The organism is Streptomyces colwelliae (assembly GCF_048158785.1).
Taxonomy (GTDB): Bacteria; Actinomycetota; Actinomycetes; order Streptomycetales; family Streptomycetaceae; genus Streptomyces.
In genome coordinates this window covers 1-14,962 of record NZ_JBLTJC010000100.1, presented here as the reverse complement: position 1 = coordinate 14,962, position 14,962 = coordinate 1, and the positions used below count along the sequence as shown (strand labels likewise).

Sequence of the window (14,962 nt, the reverse complement as noted above, 5' to 3'; positions counted from 1 at the left end):
AAGGAACCATCAAGGGCATGTCAAAAGGTGGCTGGGAGCTGATGATCATCCACCTCCGATCAACAAAGCGGAACGGAGCCTCCTGGCACGGAACGACTGAAACAGGAGTCCCATAACCACCAAGGCTGACGCGTTCTTACGCTTCAAGATCAGGTAGTTGTAAGGCCCGACGGGAGCTCCGCGATCTTCCCTGTCGCCGTCGGTCATGGCGTGATCGTCCGTGCCGCCAACGGCGAACTCATGGACCGCAGCAGGCCACCACCACAACCCGCCGCACCGCCTGACCGGCCGAGCCGACACACCCACCCGCCGGCTCGCCCCCTGCTCCCCGCCTGTGCTCCGGCCTTCCGCCGGCCCCTTCTTGTTTCACACCCCGCACGGCGCGGTGCTCGATCAACCCAGGCCGGGGAGCCTCTCGGACTCGGGGCAGGAGTGGGGGAGTCAACAGGTGCGCGGGGCCTGGCAGGTGGGGCAGCGTGATGGTCGGCGGGGCCGCCGGGTCAGCCGGTCACTCCGCGACTCCCCACCCACCTGCATGGAGGTATGCCATGAGTGAGATCACCCCTGCCCGCGACGGCCTGGACGTGGCGAAGGAAGAGCCGTCGCAGTCGTCCGAGGACCTTCCGCTGGAGGTATTCAGCTCGATCGGCGAGAACGACATCGCGGACCCCGTCCTCGCCACCCCGACGCGGGCCCTGCTCCCGGCCGCAGAGGGCGACGGGCTGCATGCCGTCCTGGGTGGCACGAACCGGGCGATCGCCTGGTACCGGGCCCGGCTGGGCGGCACTGCCTGCGAGGGCTGGTGCGAGAAGGCCGCCCGTACAGCGTGGGGCTGTTCGGTGTTCTCCGCGCGAGCGGAGGTGACCCGAGCTTGAGATGCCGACCAACCATGCGCGAGTCTCCCGTTCTCGACTCCGGAGAAGCGGCATCTACGTAGGATCACCGTTGCTGCAACACGATTCACGGGGAGGGGCACCGAGATGGCACTGGTCGCAGGCGAGTACGAGTTCACGTGCAGCGACTGCCAGGGGGACGGATCCGTGCAAAGCGGCGGAACCGATGGCGAACTCCAGTGGGTTCAATGCGATGACTGCTTTGGGGCCGGATCTGTGTGCGTGGATGAGGAGGACGCGGCCGAACGGATCGACCTCGGTCAGACACCGCTGCGTACGCCCCCGACGAGCGAACTGCACAGTGGTCCCTTGAAGGATGAACTCGACCAGTGGTTCAACTTCCTGTGCGCCCGCAAGGAGGAATCCTCACCTCCGGCCAACATCATGATCGGCTACGCTTATGGGTTCGCCGAGGCGATGCTCCTGGCTGACCGCGAAGAACCGGCTCGGGAGAAAATAGATCTTTTGATCAGAGCGGCTGAGGAATTCAAGGGCCGCCCTGGATTTCCCGGACGTCAGTGAGCTGTTCGGACAGTCACTTGTTGTCCGGCATCGGATCTTCGTTGCCATGGGGCCCGTTGCGCGAGGATGTCCTTGTGCCAACTGATGCCGCGAGTGATGCTTCATCAGCTGCGCGCTTGGCCTCGCGGATGATCATGCGGATGTCGGCGCTCGGCTGAGTGGGGTCGATGGCTGCGGGGAGCGGCTTGCCGGGCCGCCACGGCTGCTCCGGGCCCTGGTTGGCCGGGGTGGCGCTGATCTTGCCCTCGTCGCTGGCCAGGTGCTTGGTGACGGCACAGGCTGAGACTTCGCCGGACAGGTGAAGATGCCTGCCCCCAGCGCCTTGCCGCCCCGTGGACTTGTCCTGGCCACCCGGGCCGAGTCGTCCTCGGAACCTGCGCCCCTTCATCGGCGTCGGGCGTCCCGCCCGCGAGGCCGGCCGCGAGATCGTCGGCCTGCTCCCCTAAGACCCGACCGCACGAGGATCACCGGAGCGGCAGCGATCCGCGATTCCTACCGGGTCCATCGGTGAGAACGGCCTTGCCTTGTCAGCGGGGGCGGAGACGATCACATCGCTGGCGGTATGGGGAGGCGCAGGCGTGCACACAGACGATTTCTTCCGCACCAAGCCCGACGACACGGTGAACTGGACTGAGCGTCGACCCGGCGAGTGGATGTGTCCGCTCTGGGGGCTCGATGTCGAACTGATGGAGTTGCTGCGTTTTGGTCCGCTGCCCGCCGAGCCGGACCTGGACGTGGCCGTGGCCCTGACCCGGCTTCTGCACGAAGACTTCGTCGCCAGGGGCACCAGCCACGACGAGCGCATGAACGACGAGGAAGTCGTCCTCGCTGTCAAGGCACACCGGACGGTCCTCAGCCGCTTGGGACTGGAGCCTCCGCAGTTGCCGTTCCGGCACCACAGCGGGTTCTACGACTACTGGCGCAAGAACGATATGTCCGGCGGGGGCGGCTGGCAGGCACGTCGCGAGTGCATCGAAGACCTTCTCGGGCCGACCCCCGTGGCCCTGGAGGAACTGCAGGAGATCGAATACGAGCAGCGCTTCAAGAACGGGCCCCGCGGAACCTTCAAGAACCTGATCTTCGCAGCGGTCGGCCCGAAGCCGAAGATCGTGCTCCGGGACGCCGTGAACAACGACGTGGAGATCGTCCAGAACGCCGAGAACTGCTCGTGTACAGCGACTCGTTGCCGGCACACGGTCTGACATGGCGGCAGATGGTTACCTGGTGGGCGACGAACCACCTGCCATCTGCCGATGAACCAATTGCTGCTGATGCCCTGTACCGACGGCTGTACCGCTCCCTGGACTCTCTCCCCGAGCAGACGCTTCTGCGTACCTACTGCGCCCGCTACGCCGAACCCGACGGATTCGACCTACCCGCCTTGATCCCTCAGGTCTACCTGCACTACGACCCCTACACCCGCAAAAGCAGCGAGCACAGCGCTGCCCTGTACCGGCAGCGCATGGATTTCCTCCTGCTGGCTCCCGACCGCTCCCGGATCGTCATCGAGGTCGATGGAGCCCACCACTACGGCACCAAGAACCCGGCCGACGAGAACGGCCGCGTCACCTACACCGCCTCGCCCAGGCTGTATTCGGAGATGGCCGCCGAGGACCGCCGCCTGCGGCTGGCTGGCTACGAGATCTACCGCTTCGGTGGCTGGGAACTCACCCGGCCGGACAGCCCACAGGTCCTCGCTGACTTCTTCACCGAGCTACTCGACCGCCACAAGAAGCCGACGCCGTAGCGGCGGCCCACATTGTCTCAGTAGCCGGCGGCGCGCATTTCCTCGATGTACTCCATCTGCCAGTCCTCGTAGACGCCGAGGTGAGAGGCATAACCGCCCCACAACAGGTGGGCCAGCTTGTGCAGCTCGTTGACTTGCTCGTAGAAGTTCACGTTCTGCTGCACGGGGCGGGCCGCAGCACGGTGAGGGCCGTGGCCGACCATGGCGTAGCGGAAGGTCTCGCCCGTCGCGTCCTCGCTGTCCAGCCAGTTCAGCTGCTTCCAGGACTCCGGGTCGATGCGCTGCTCCGGCTTCGGCAGATCCAGCAGCGCGAGGTAGCGGTTGAGGCAGTCCGCCAGCTTCCTGATGTTGTGGGTGTGCAGCCGCTCATCCAGCTTGGCGGGGCGCAGGTCCTCAGGGCCGCTGTAGCCCTCCCGTAGCACGCATCGGGCCGCGGTGCGGATCAGCCACTTCAGCGTCAGCTCGATGCTGTGCCGGTAGTTGTAGAGGATCGGGATGGGCAGCAAGTCGTTCGGCCCGCGGGCGATCCAGTGCCGCGCGGCGATCTCAGCCACCTCCAGGTAGCCGTTCGCGATGGCCAAATCATCTTCGCTGGCGCCGCCCCAGATGGCGATCTCATGATGCGACCACCGGGGCCGGGGCAGGTTCAACCGGTCCTCTGCCTCGTCCACCCGACCAGGATGGCAACCGAGTACCCCGCCCACTACTGCTTTTCGCCTTTGGGGGATCGCACGCCGTTCTAGGAGTTTCACCTCCCCGGCGTGGAGCACGCCTTGGGCGTCAGGCTGCGGCCGGGACGATGGTCAGCAGGACGAAGCTCCCCAAAAGCTCGGCGGAACCTATGGCCGTGGTTCTGGCGGAGCGAGTTGCGGAAGGAGATCGAAGAGGGTCTCGGCCGTCCACACCATGCCCAGGTCGGACTCCTTGTTGATGCGCCCGCTGTAGACGCCGACCAACGCGGTGACCCACTCCTCGTGCAGGTGGACATCACCGTTGACGAAGACCGAGTCGCCTGGGCGGAGGTGCATCAGGACCGGGGAACCCGACTGGCCGGGCCGGGTCCTGGAGTCCAGGAGAAATCCGGGAAGCCCGTCCCATCCCCTCATGGGTTCACTCGCCACGAGCGCTGCCGTCCAGACCGCGAAAGGCCAGCTGCCGGTGTCTCCGAAGGGAAAGCCCAGGACGTACAGGCGATCCGCGACACGTAGCGGAAGGTCTATATCGGCGTCAGCTCGCAGGCCCGCGCGCCGATCCGGCGGATGCAGATCCCGCAGGGTGGGCCACTCGTTGGGCAGGAAGGGATCTTCGGCGGACTCCGGGACATTGCCGATGCGCAGAGCAGCCACATCGATGCGCTGCTCTGACGGGCTGCGCCACAGGGGGCGCTCCTTGAACTCGTCACCCTCCGGGTACAGCTCGAAGTTCTCGTCGGCGGCCTCGAACTCGCCTCCTTCACCCCTCCGGGCAAAGCGCACGCGAAGAAAGTCTGGGCAGCGCGCCAGTTTGTCTCTGACCTCCTTGGTGACCGAGTTGCGGCCGCTCAACACATGCCAGGCCGTCACGAGCCAGAAGTCGCCGGGGATGCCCATCAAGAATCCGGTCCCCGAACCCAGGCGCTCATCCGGCGCGTCCCCGCGCGAGCGGTGCCACGACTCGATGTAGAGAGCCGTGGACGACAACTCGTGGACGCTATGGACGCCTCGCATACGGCGAGCGTATGCCCGCTTGCTGGGACTGTCCCGTCCAGTGAGCAGTATTTTCCAGCTCACCGTGACCATCCGCCCCTGTTTTCGTCTAAGTGACGCTAAGGTGGGTTCGGGCAGACCGCATTTGTGCGCCCAATGCTCTGTCATGCCGTTGTAGGTGGAGGTCAGTTGTGGAGCCACACGTCAAGCTCGCGCTCGCTATGCGTGACACCCCCGGCGCGTACGCGGTCTTGCTCGGGGCGGGCGCCTCGATCGCGGCAGGCATGCCGTCCGCGTGGGACGTCCAGCAGGACCTCATCGAGCGCCTGGCCGCTGCAGAAGGCGCCACGGGAATCGGCGACCCCCACGCCTGGTACAAGCAGCGGTTCGGGCAGGCCGCCGCTTACGACGACCTCCTGGCCTCCCTGACGAGCACCCCCTTCGAGCGGCAGGCGATGCTGCGCTCCTACTTCGAGCCCGACGACCACGAGCGCGCCGAGAGCCTCAAGCAGCCCACCGCCGCGCACCGTGCGGTCGCCCGACTCGTCTCCGCCGGGCACGTCCGCATCGTGGTAACGACCAACTTCGACCGGCTCATGGAGAACGCCCTGCGCGAGCTCGGCATCGAGCCCCACGTCGTGGCCAACGCCGACGACGCTGCCGGCCTGGCCCCGCTGCACACTCTCACCTGCCTCGTCGTCCACGTCCACGGCGACTACCTCAGGCCCACAACCATGCTCAACACCCCAGAAGAACTGGACCACTACGCCCCCGCCGTCGACACCTGCTCGACCAGGTCTTCGCTGAGTACGGACTGGTCATCGCTGGCTGGTCGGCCTCGTGGGACCCCGCCCTGCGCAACGCCCTTGCCCGCAACAACACCCGCTTCTTCGCCTCGTACTGGACCGACCCGAAGGAACTGTCCGAGACCGCCCGGGACCTGCTCACCCACCGCGCGGCCACCTCCGTCCGGGCCGACGCCGACGCATTCTTCACCCAGACCGCCGATGCCGCCGACGCCCTTGCAGACACTGCCCGCCAGCACCCGGTCAGCGTCGACGTGGCGGTCGCCACGGCCAAGCGAGACCTGTCCGGCACCAAGCAGCCCGTCGCTCTGCACGACACCCTGCACCGCGAGATTGACCGCATCGCCACGCTCCCGCTGCGCACCGACGGCCCCTGGCAGGTCGCCGACACATTTGCTGAGCACGGCCGCCGACTCGCCGACCTCGAAGCGGAGACCGAACTCCTTCTTGCTCTCGTGGCGACTACCGCCTACTGGGGAGACACCGGGACTGATCTGTGGTGGCTGCGCGACATCGAGCAGCTCGGCATCCACCCTGACTCGGGCGGGGACACGTCCCTGCTCCAGCTTGCCCAGGCCCCTGCCACCATGGTCATCTACGCGGCAGGCATTGCCGCTCTCGCCAAGGAACGCTGGAGCACCCTCGTTCGCATCCTCCACGAACCAACCATCCTCCACCGGTACAACGACAAGACCTACGCTGCGGCGGCGTTTCTCAGTCCCCAGCAAACGCTCGGCCCTGGCGAGGCATCCAAGCGTCTACACACTCAGCTGCATCCCGTCTTCACCCGCCACCTCGCCCTCAACGAGAGTGCCTACGTTGACGCCTGGGAACGCTTCGAGTACCTGCGCCTGCTCCTCCAGCACGACGCAGACCTGGGATTCAGCTGGCCTCACACCCGAACAGGGCCCCGAGGCGACTTCTACCTGCCCGCGTCAATCTGGCTGGGACAGCAGATTGACCGGTACGGCGACCACGTCCCCCTGCTCGACGAGGGCTTCCTCAACGGCGACGCACGACGGCTTCAGGCAGCGAGGGAAGCCACTCAGCACGCGTACACCCAAACTGCCGCCCACATGCGTCGCAGGTAGACCATGTCTCAGACGTTCTGCTCTGCGCCTGGAAAGTCACCCGGAGTGCGCCCTAGGCATCGTTCGACCGCGATGTCAGCCCTGAGCCCGCGGGGGCCGTCCGTGGACACGAGGTTGCTAGGTGCCCGGCGCTGGGACGCGGGCACGGTGAGGACACAATTGTCGGTGCTCTGCAGCCGTCACCATAGTTTGCATTAGCGCGCATGTTTAAAGCCGTGCGTCAGGCTTGCTGTCATTGGAATTTATCGTCCATGACGGGCTGTGATTCGTGATTGCAATGGATAGTTGGTCCATGCTGACGCGTCAGCATGGGGTGCAGATCGAGGGGGGAGCAGGGCACAGAGAGATGGAAACAGGGTTGTTTGTCCCGGCTCGCTTATGTTTCCGCAGGTTAGGGAAGGTAACAATTTCGGGTTCGACTCCCCTGGGATCCGCTCGCTTCCGCCTGCATATAGATGGCGGGTCGCCGTTGTTACTGATAGTGACAGACGCTCTTTCCGTGTCAGTGGGGGCGAGTCGGCCGTGCGGTTCCGGCCTCGCCCGAGCGGTGGCGTCTTCTTGGTTCAGACGAAGATGAGCAGTAGACCGCGTGGGGGCTGGCCAGTCGACTTTGTCCTCTGCCGGAAGCGGTGCAGCGTTCGCTGCACCGCTTCCGGCAGAGGAGGACCGAGCCAGGCGCAGAGGGATGGAAACGGGCCCATAAGTCCGCTTCGCCGACAAACCCGCAGGTGAGAAGCGTCACCCGGATAGGTTCGAGTCCCACCCGCCCCACCACGCACGTCCGACACCTCGCCGAAACGTCTCAGCAGGGGTGTGGATTCAGGGCTTTGGGCCGACGGATTGAATCCGCTGCCCGCGATTCCAGTACAGGTTCCGTAAGCGGTAGTTGGCGCTCCGGCCTGAGGCGGGGGCGGGTGACGCGTCTGGCGGAACGTCACTCGCCGTTTTCCGGGCGCGGTGGTGCCACCCGCTCGGCATCGATGGTGGTGCGGCCGGAGGCGGCCAGGAGCGCGAGCAGTGCGAGCACGGCCAGCAGGATGACGACCAGCAGCAGGATGGTCAGGACCGTCGGGTGGTTCCAGAGCGCGAACACCAGGGCCACGATCAGCAAGGAGGCCAGGGCGATCCACCGGCGGTGGGCCTCGGCCCAGATCCCCGCACGACCGGTGCGGATCTGGCGGGCGTACGCCCACCGTGCCGCCGAGTCGGCCGTGCGCTCGGATGCGCCCCGGACGGCGAGGGGCAGCCGCCCGGGGCCGATCAGGTAGGCGCCGAGCGCGATGACCACACCGAGCACGATCGCCGTGCGCAGGCTGACCCTCAGGAAGCGCAGCAGGGTGTCGAAGACGGCGGCCGCGGCGGCCTCCGACTGAACCTGGGGCGGGAGATGATCCAGGTAGTAGCGGCGGGCGACGACCAGGACGACGGCCACGACCAGGCAGGCGAAGGCCGCACCGAGAGCCGTACGGGCCAGGGCGCGGCGGCGCCGGTGGGCCAGCAGCACGCCGGCCGCGCCGATCACCACGACGAACACGGGGAACCAGTTCCCGAGCACGTCCAGCAGATGGGCGCCCTTGCGGATCTTCTTCAGCTGGTCGGACTGGAGCAGCACCATCTGCTTGTCGACGTCGGGGATCTTGGCGGCCGGGGACAGGCCGGCGTCCACGAGTGACTGTCTGACCTGGTCGACGGCTTCGCCCACGTCGAGAGTGACCGTCCCGCCGTTCGTGCTCACGGCGCCACGGCCCTCGCCGGTGAGTGCGTGCACGACCGCGCTGTGGGCGCGCCGGTTGGCGTTCGTCCAGATGCGCTCGAAGCGGTCGCCGCGCACGAAACGGGTGGCTACTTTCTCGACCGTGTCGTTGACCGCGGAGTCGAGCTGCGGGCCCAGCCCCTTCAGCGACTGTGCCGCACGAGGTGGCAGGCCCTGCGACTGTAGCCAGGTGGCGATGTCGGCGGCGGCCTGGCTGCCGTCCACCCGTACGTCGGCGGCGGCGGTGATGCGTTTGACCGCCGCGTCCTCGATCGCCGGATTCGAGGCCAGCGGCGAGACCGTCGTCACGTACCGGTCGGTGTCCAGCGCGATGTCGTGCACCCACACCGTGAGCAGCGCGACCGGCACCAGGACGCAGGTGAGCACGATGAGCACCGCCGAGGCGGTCTTCCGCGTGATCCGTACGGCCGCCGAGCCGCGCCGACGCCCACCTCCCGCAGCATCACCCGCGTTCTCCTCTGGAGCGGCATCGGGCTCGGACGGCTGGTGCGGGGTGGCCATGGGGGCTCCAGAACTCCTGGGGGTTGTCTGCCTCCATTTCCGCCGCTGCGTGGTGAGTCGGCCCGCACAGGTGGGCCGTACGGGTGACTGTGCCCCGCCGTTCCGATGCCTGGTCGGGACCGCCCGGCGTGTCTTCGGCGGGGCCGGGGAGTGCCCCTTTCCCGACCCTGTAGAAGGAGGTCATCGGCGCGTTCGGGCGGAATCGGCCGAGGGTGACAGCGGGTGGATCCGGAGGGCCGGGACATGAGCGGTGGGGCCTGGACCGGTCTGGCGGTGGCGGGCGTCACCGCCGCGTACGCGTTGGGCTCGCGTCGGCTGTCCTCGACGCCGCTGCCGCCGGCGATCGTCTTCGTCGGCTCCGGGATCCTCCTCGGGCCGGCCGCGCTGAACATCGTCGACCCGCGGCGCGACGCCGCACCTCAGCCTTCTGGTCTTCGGGGCGGTGCTGCTCGGCCCCGCGCTGGAGCACCTGAACTGGCGGATCGTCCTGTACGCGGTGCTCAGTCTCACCGTCGTCAGGATGCTGCCGGTGGCCCTCGCGCTCGCCGGGAGCGGGCTGCGGCTTCCCACGGTGGCGTATGTCAGGTGGTTCGGACCCGCCGAGTGGTACGGCCGCCGGCACGCGAAGGCCGCGGCGACCACGCATGACCTGCGCGAGGGCCCACCCGTACCCGAGGGCCCCGTCAGGACGTGAGGACCTTCTCCTTGGCGTGCTGGAACTCCGCCTCGGTGAGGTCGCCCTTGCTCTTCAGCTCGGAGAGCTTGGCCAGTTCGTCCGTGTGGCCGCCCGTGCCCGTACCTCCGGCGGTCTGCCGGATGTACGCGTCGAGCGCATCCTGCCGTGCCCTGGCGGCCTGCTGTTCGCGCTTGCCCATGTCACGACCCCGGGCGATCAGGTACACGAAGATGCCGAGGAACGGCGTGATGATCACGAAGAAGGTCCATCCCGTCTTCGCCCACCCGCTCAGCGAGTCGTCGCGGAAGACATCGCCGATGACGCGGAACAGCAGGACGAACCAGAGGATCCAGAGGAAGATCCACATCATCGTCCAGAACGCGCCCAGCAGCGGATAGTCGTAAGCCAGATACAAGTTGTCGCTCATAGTCGTCCTCCTGCTTTATGCGCTCTGGGCGGGGACTCGGCCGGCGTCCACGGCGTCGGTGAGGGCTTGGTGGTCGCGTTCGTTCTGGTCGGCGTAGCGTTCGGCGAAGACGGTGAGCGCGCGGTCGAAGACATCACCCGCGCCCAGGTAGGCGGCGATGGCGATGCGGTCTCCGGAGCGGGCGTGGGCGCGGGCGAGGGTGGCGCCGCAGACTTCACCGAAGGCGCGCATGTCCTCGGGGACCATGAGCTGGGGTGCGGCGATGCCCTTCCAGTCCCGCAACTGGCGTATGTAGAAGTCGCGTTGGCGTCCGTCCATGCCGATGACGCGTTCCCAGCCGAGGAAGATGTCGCTGGTGGCCTGCATGAGGCGCTGTCCGGCGACGACCCGTTGGCCCTGGTTGTCGTAGGTGCTCGTGCCCGCGTACGGGGCCAGCACCGACAGGTCGGCCTCCTTGGCCTGTAGCAGCAGCGGGTCCTCGTCGTCCCTGCCGAGCAGCAGGATGATCCAGCAGCGGGTGCCGACGCTGCCGACCCCGACGACCTTGCGGGCCATGTCGACGATCCGGTACTGCCCCAGCAGGTGGCGGCGGTCGGACTGAAGGCTGTGGCTGTACCGCTCGATCAGCTCGCGCAGTCCTTCCTCCAGGGCGTCGCGCTCGGTGCCCGGCAGCAGGTGCTGGATCGGCATGATCAGAGGCGGGTCGGGGGCGATCCTGCGCCGGCCGTCGACCACCCGCGTGAGCTTCTCGAAGGCCTGGACGCTGTCGCGGCCGCGGGCCTTGGTCATGGCTCGCCGGGCACGCTTGCGGGCCCCGACTCCCAGTTTCCGGTCCGCCAGTGCTTGCAGCATGTCCGCGCCGGCCTGGGTGTACCAGACGTCGAGGTTGCCCAGGCCGGCGAAGCCGCGCATGCCCTTGCGGTAGGACCGCACGGTGGCTCGTACGACGGAGGCACGTTCGGCATCCGTGTAGCCGTTTTCGCGTCCGGCGATGGCCAGGCTCGCGGCCAGCCTCTTGACGTCCCACTCCCAGGGGCCGGGCAGGGTCTCGTCGAAGTCGTTGATGTCGAACACCAGACGCCGTTCCGGCGAGGCGAGCAGCCGGAAGTTCAGCAGATGCGCGTCACCGCACAGCTGGGCGGTGATTCCCGAGCGGGGGGTGTCGGCCAGGTCTCCGGCCATGATGGCGGCGGCGCCCCGGTAGAAACGGAAGGGGGACTCCAGCATCCGGCCGTAGCGGATGGGCACGAGTTCCGGGAGCCGGGCGGCGGACTGCGCCTCGATGGTGTCCACGGGGTCCGGTCGTTTCGGCGAGGGCTGGTACTCGGCGTGGGCGGAGCGTGGTGCGTCCGCCCGTGCCGCACGGCCCCGTGCCGCCCGTTCCTCCGGAAGCCTTCCGTCGGCCTGGTCAGGCATGACGCCACCTCCTGGGGGAAGCGGCCGGACGGAGCGTCTGCCCCGACCCGGACCGTGTTCCCCACTCACCCCCACGGTTTCACACTCCGTAGCGGCAGGCATCTCGGCCACCAGCGCCCCGGCAACGGGACGGCCCCAGCCGTCGCCTCGGATGCGGACCCGTCAGCCGTGGCCCCGGGGCTCCGCCGAGCGGGGCTGGGTGGTCGGGATCCTGTGGGTGAAGAACAGCGAGAGGAGAGCGGTGAAGGCGAGGACGGCGAGTGCGGCGCGCAGTCCGTCGATCCTGGCGGCGGTGTTCGCGTCGAGTGCCGCCCGGGCCACCTCCGTGCTCGTGCCCGCTTCCTCGAAGGCGGACTTGAGTTGGGCGTCCGACAGGAACGGCGCGCCGCTTTGGAGTTCGACCGTGGCCTGGCTCTTGACCTCGGCCGGGATCGCCGGATTCTGCTCCACGCTGGTCAGGAAGGACGTCGTCAGCGCGGCGATCATGAGTGACCCGGCGAGTGCCGTACCGATCGAGGCACCCAGGTTGGTGACGGCGTTCTGGACGCCGCCGACTTCCGCGCTCTGTGCCTCGGGCACCGCGGACACGGTGACCGACCCGAGCTGGGACGCCAGCGCGCCCATGCCGAGCCCGATCAACAGGAGGGGGATGGTGACGATTTCGGCGCCCGCGTCCGCGTCGAGCGCGGCCATCAGGACCACCGCGCCCGCGAGCAACGCGAGGATTCCGAGCCGCACCACCCGCCGCGGCGATACATCCGGGAAGAAGCGGGGGATCAGAACGGCGGCCGCCAGCAGTGTCAGCGAGAGCGGCAGGATACGGGCGCCGGTCTTGAGCGCGGACAGGCCCAGGGCGACGGACAGATAGAGCGGTACGACGAAGAAGACCCCCATCTGTACGAGGTACTGGAAGAAGAACATCGTCAGTCCGCCGGTGAGTTGCTTGTTGCGCAGCATGCCCGGGTCGACGAGCGGCTCCCTGTGCCGCACCACCAGGCGGGCCTCCCAGCGGAGGAAGAGCCAGACCAGCAGCAGACCGGCCAGCATCAGCCACACGGTCAGTGAAACCCCGAGCCACGAAGGCGCGCCGGGCTTCGGCTGGAACCAGCCCCATTCGTCCGAGCGGAGGACTCCGTAGACGAAGACCCCGAGCCCGAGGGCGGAGAGCGCGGCACCGACGAGATCGATCCGCGGGCGTTCGCCGATCGGCGCGTCCGCGATGCGGCGGCCCAGCACCAGGATGCCGAGCACCATCACGACCTCACCGGCGAAGACCCACCGCCAGGAGAAGTACGTCGTCGCGACACCCCCGATGAGCGGCCCGACCGCGATCGCCACGGCCCCCGCGGCCGCGACGAGTCCATAGGCGGCGGGACGGCGTTCCGCGGCGAAGTTGCTTGCCACGAGCGCCACGATCGCGGGCAGGATGAGAGCCGCCCCGATCCCCTCCAGGAACGACCAGCCGAACAGCAGCACGGGCAGGTTCGGTGCGAGCGCCGTGGTGAGGGAGCCGCAGCCGTAGACGACGCAGCCGATCATGAACGCGCGTTTGCGTCCGATCAGCGCGCCCGCCTTGCCGCCGGGGATCATGAACATCGCCATGACGAGGGTGTAGGCCGTGATGGCGCCTTGGACACCTGTCACCGTCGTGCCCACGTCCTCGGCCACCGTCGCGATCGAGACGTTCATGACGGAGCTGTCGAGCGCCATCAGGAACTGACCGGCGGCGAGGGTCAGCAGGACGAGTCGCGCCGATTTTGAACTCTCAGCAGTACCTGCGTCGGGTGCCATGCGCGCATGGTCCCAGCCGTCCCGGAGGGCGATCCGCGACCCGCCACGGAGGTCAACCGGTTGGCGGACCGAGGGCGCCGGAGTCACTTCGGGCGGGCCACGACCGGCTGACACGGCTTTCCGCTCGGCCGGGTGAGCCGGAACTCGCCTGCCGCTCCGAGCTGGGGTGCGTCCGCTTGGCGCGGCCGGATCATGCCTGCCCGGCGGCGGATTCGGGACGTGTTCGGGACACAGGAGGATGAGCGTTGATCGGCACGGATCGCCGAGATCCTCAGCGGCCGTGTCCTCACGTCGGTGTGCCCGCGTCCTGGCGACAACCGCTTCTGCGTCCACGCGGTCGGTCCCGGTGTCGTCACCGACGGCGGGTCGGCCACACCCCGTGTGGCCGACTCCCGGATCCGGACCGCTCAGCCGGTCATCGCCTCGCGGACGAGGGCGGTGTCGACGAACTGCTCGAAGCGCACGATGTGTCCGCCGCGTACGACGAAGTGGTGGGCGACGCGGATGTCGATCGGCTTGCCGGTGGCCTTGTTGGTCGCGGTGTAGCGGGCGAGGACGACGACGTTCTCGCCGTCGACGACGTAGGTGTCGTCGTGGGCGGTCCAACCGTCCCAGTCCTGGCCGAGTTTCTCCATGACGCCCGCGGTGACGCCGTCGGGGGTGCGGTAGGTGCCGGCGAGCGGGAAGCCGGCCATCTCCGTCCACTCGACGTCGGGGGCGAGGGTGGCCCGAAGCGCCTCAAGGTCACCTGCCGCGGACGCCAGATACTGACGCCGTACGACATCGGCGGGGGCGGTGGAGGTCGCGAACTCGGCCATGGTCAGCCCCACTTCATCTCACCCTTGGCGACCTTCGCGCCGATCTGGGCGGCGATCAGCATGCCGTTGTCGGGGAAACGCTTGACCAACGCCTCGGTCAGCGACGCACCGTCGGCCGCCGTGGCGAGCTCCTCCTCGAAGGCGAGGAGGTAGTCGCGGGTTGCGGTGATGGCGGAGGCGTCGGCCGCGGTGCCGGGCAGGCGGTGGCCGGGGACGACCAACTCCGGTTGCAGGGCGGCCATTTCGTCGAGCAGGCCGATCCAGGCGGCACGGTCGCCGGGGGTGGGGGTGTCGGCGACCCAGACGTGTTCCTGCTGGAAGAGGAGGACGCCGCCGAGGAGGGCGCGGTGGGTGGCCTGCCACAGGTAGTGCCGGTCGGGCAGCGCGGCCGGGCCGCCCTTGAGCTCGAAGCGGTGGCCCTCCAGGGTGAGGTCGCCGGTCAGCGGGGTGAGGTCGACCAGGCGGGTGGGCAGGTTCGCGCCGAGCGCGGCCCACGCCTTGAGCTTGCCCTCGTAGGAGTGCTGGATGTGTTCGATGACGAGGGGGGTGGCGACGAAGGTCGCGTCGGGGAAGGCGTCGGCGATGACTTCGGCGCCGAAGTAGAAGTCGGGGTCGGCGTGGCTGACGAGGACGGTGGTCAGCTTCTTGCCGGAGTCGAGGATCTCGGCGGCGAGGCGGTGGCCGCGTCGGTCGGCCGCGTGGGCCCAAGTCAGCGCCTGCGCTATGTAGTTGGCGCCGAGGCCGTTGTACCAGAGCGTCGAGCGGTAGGTGCCGTCCTCGTTGAAGGGTTCGTTCACCACGTCCCAGGCGGTGAT

General features: G+C 68.0%; 16 protein-coding genes. 6 read left to right on the top strand and 10 right to left on the bottom strand.

All coding sequences use genetic code 11. The features are described 5' to 3' along the window. Positions 1-548: 548 nt before the first annotated feature. Both ACNFOC_RS21850 and ACNFOC_RS21845 read left to right on the top strand, forming a co-directional pair. The gene (locus tag ACNFOC_RS21850; RefSeq protein ID WP_416960780.1) at positions 549-875 is read left to right on the top strand and encodes a hypothetical protein; all 327 of its coding nucleotides are present in this window, start codon (positions 549-551) and stop codon (positions 873-875) included. A 105-nt stretch (positions 876-980) separates the two neighbouring features. Next, on the top strand, positions 981-1,415 hold the full coding sequence (locus ACNFOC_RS21845) for a hypothetical protein (RefSeq protein ID WP_416960779.1): 435 nt from the start codon (positions 981-983) through the stop codon (positions 1,413-1,415). A 13-nt stretch (positions 1,416-1,428) separates the two neighbouring features. Here the strand turns inward: ACNFOC_RS21845 and ACNFOC_RS21840 are convergent, their stop codons facing one another. Further along, the gene (locus tag ACNFOC_RS21840) at positions 1,429-1,803 is read right to left on the bottom strand and encodes a hypothetical protein (protein ID WP_416960778.1); all 375 of its coding nucleotides are present in this window, start codon (positions 1,801-1,803) and stop codon (positions 1,429-1,431) included. Between the two features lie 136 nt (positions 1,804-1,939). On the opposite strand from ACNFOC_RS21840, the gene ACNFOC_RS21835 reads away from it, so the two are divergent. Continuing rightward, the gene (locus ACNFOC_RS21835) at positions 1,940-2,617 is read left to right on the top strand and encodes a hypothetical protein (RefSeq protein ID WP_416960777.1); all 678 of its coding nucleotides are present in this window, start codon (positions 1,940-1,942) and stop codon (positions 2,615-2,617) included. Positions 2,618-2,628: 11 nt separating this feature from the next. Further along, entirely contained in the window at positions 2,629-3,162 is a 534-nt protein-coding gene (locus ACNFOC_RS21830; RefSeq protein ID WP_416960776.1) for a putative endonuclease domain-containing protein, read from the top strand. Positions 3,163-3,179: 17 nt separating this feature from the next. On the opposite strand, the gene ACNFOC_RS21825 is transcribed toward ACNFOC_RS21830, so the two are convergent. The 3 genes from ACNFOC_RS21825 to ACNFOC_RS21815 form a co-directional block, all read right to left on the bottom strand. Further along, complete coding sequence (locus tag ACNFOC_RS21825) at positions 3,180-3,833, bottom strand: hypothetical protein (protein ID WP_416960775.1); 654 nt, start codon at positions 3,831-3,833, stop codon at positions 3,180-3,182. 168 nt (positions 3,834-4,001) lie between these two features. Beyond that, positions 4,002-4,841 (bottom strand): S1 family peptidase, encoded by an 840-nt coding sequence (locus ACNFOC_RS21820; protein ID WP_416960774.1) that lies wholly within the window; start codon positions 4,839-4,841, stop codon positions 4,002-4,004. A gap of 191 nt (positions 4,842-5,032) precedes the next feature. Next, positions 5,033-5,557, bottom strand: a complete 525-nt coding sequence (locus ACNFOC_RS21815) for a hypothetical protein (protein WP_416960773.1) — start codon at positions 5,555-5,557, stop codon at positions 5,033-5,035. Here ACNFOC_RS21815 and ACNFOC_RS21810 point away from each other — a divergent pair. Further along, positions 5,444-6,829 carry an SIR2 family protein gene (locus ACNFOC_RS21810; protein WP_416960788.1) on the top strand — a complete coding sequence of 462 codons (1,386 nt, stop codon included), beginning with the start codon at positions 5,444-5,446 and terminating at the stop codon, positions 6,827-6,829. The two genes, ACNFOC_RS21815 and ACNFOC_RS21810, sit on opposite strands and share 114 nt — an antisense overlap. A gap of 849 nt (positions 6,830-7,678) precedes the next feature. Here ACNFOC_RS21810 and ACNFOC_RS21805 read toward each other — a convergent pair. After that, the gene (locus tag ACNFOC_RS21805) at positions 7,679-9,019 is read right to left on the bottom strand and encodes a hypothetical protein (protein WP_416960772.1); all 1,341 of its coding nucleotides are present in this window, start codon (positions 9,017-9,019) and stop codon (positions 7,679-7,681) included. Between the two features lie 442 nt (positions 9,020-9,461). Here ACNFOC_RS21805 and ACNFOC_RS21800 point away from each other — a divergent pair, with 442 nt between their 5' ends. Then, the gene (locus ACNFOC_RS21800) at positions 9,462-9,713 is read left to right on the top strand and encodes a hypothetical protein (protein WP_416960771.1); all 252 of its coding nucleotides are present in this window, start codon (positions 9,462-9,464) and stop codon (positions 9,711-9,713) included. On the opposite strand, the gene ACNFOC_RS21795 is transcribed toward ACNFOC_RS21800, so the two are convergent. From ACNFOC_RS21795 to ACNFOC_RS21775, 5 genes are all read right to left on the bottom strand, one after another. After that, entirely contained in the window at positions 9,703-10,122 is a 420-nt protein-coding gene (locus ACNFOC_RS21795; protein ID WP_416960770.1) for an SHOCT domain-containing protein, read from the bottom strand. The genes ACNFOC_RS21800 and ACNFOC_RS21795 overlap by 11 nt on opposite strands. Before the next feature lie 15 nt (positions 10,123-10,137). Continuing rightward, positions 10,138-11,538 (bottom strand): DUF2252 domain-containing protein, encoded by a 1,401-nt coding sequence (locus ACNFOC_RS21790; protein ID WP_416960769.1) that lies wholly within the window; start codon positions 11,536-11,538, stop codon positions 10,138-10,140. A gap of 162 nt (positions 11,539-11,700) precedes the next feature. Beyond that, the gene (locus ACNFOC_RS21785; protein WP_416960768.1) at positions 11,701-13,329 is read right to left on the bottom strand and encodes an MFS transporter; all 1,629 of its coding nucleotides are present in this window, start codon (positions 13,327-13,329) and stop codon (positions 11,701-11,703) included. 407 nt (positions 13,330-13,736) lie between these two features. Further along, positions 13,737-14,147, bottom strand: coding sequence for a nuclear transport factor 2 family protein (locus ACNFOC_RS21780; RefSeq protein ID WP_416960767.1), 411 nt, complete (start codon positions 14,145-14,147; stop codon positions 13,737-13,739). A 2-nt stretch (positions 14,148-14,149) separates the two neighbouring features. Then, on the bottom strand, positions 14,150-14,962 hold an 813-nt coding region (locus tag ACNFOC_RS21775), incomplete at its 5' end, for an MBL fold metallo-hydrolase (RefSeq protein ID WP_416960766.1).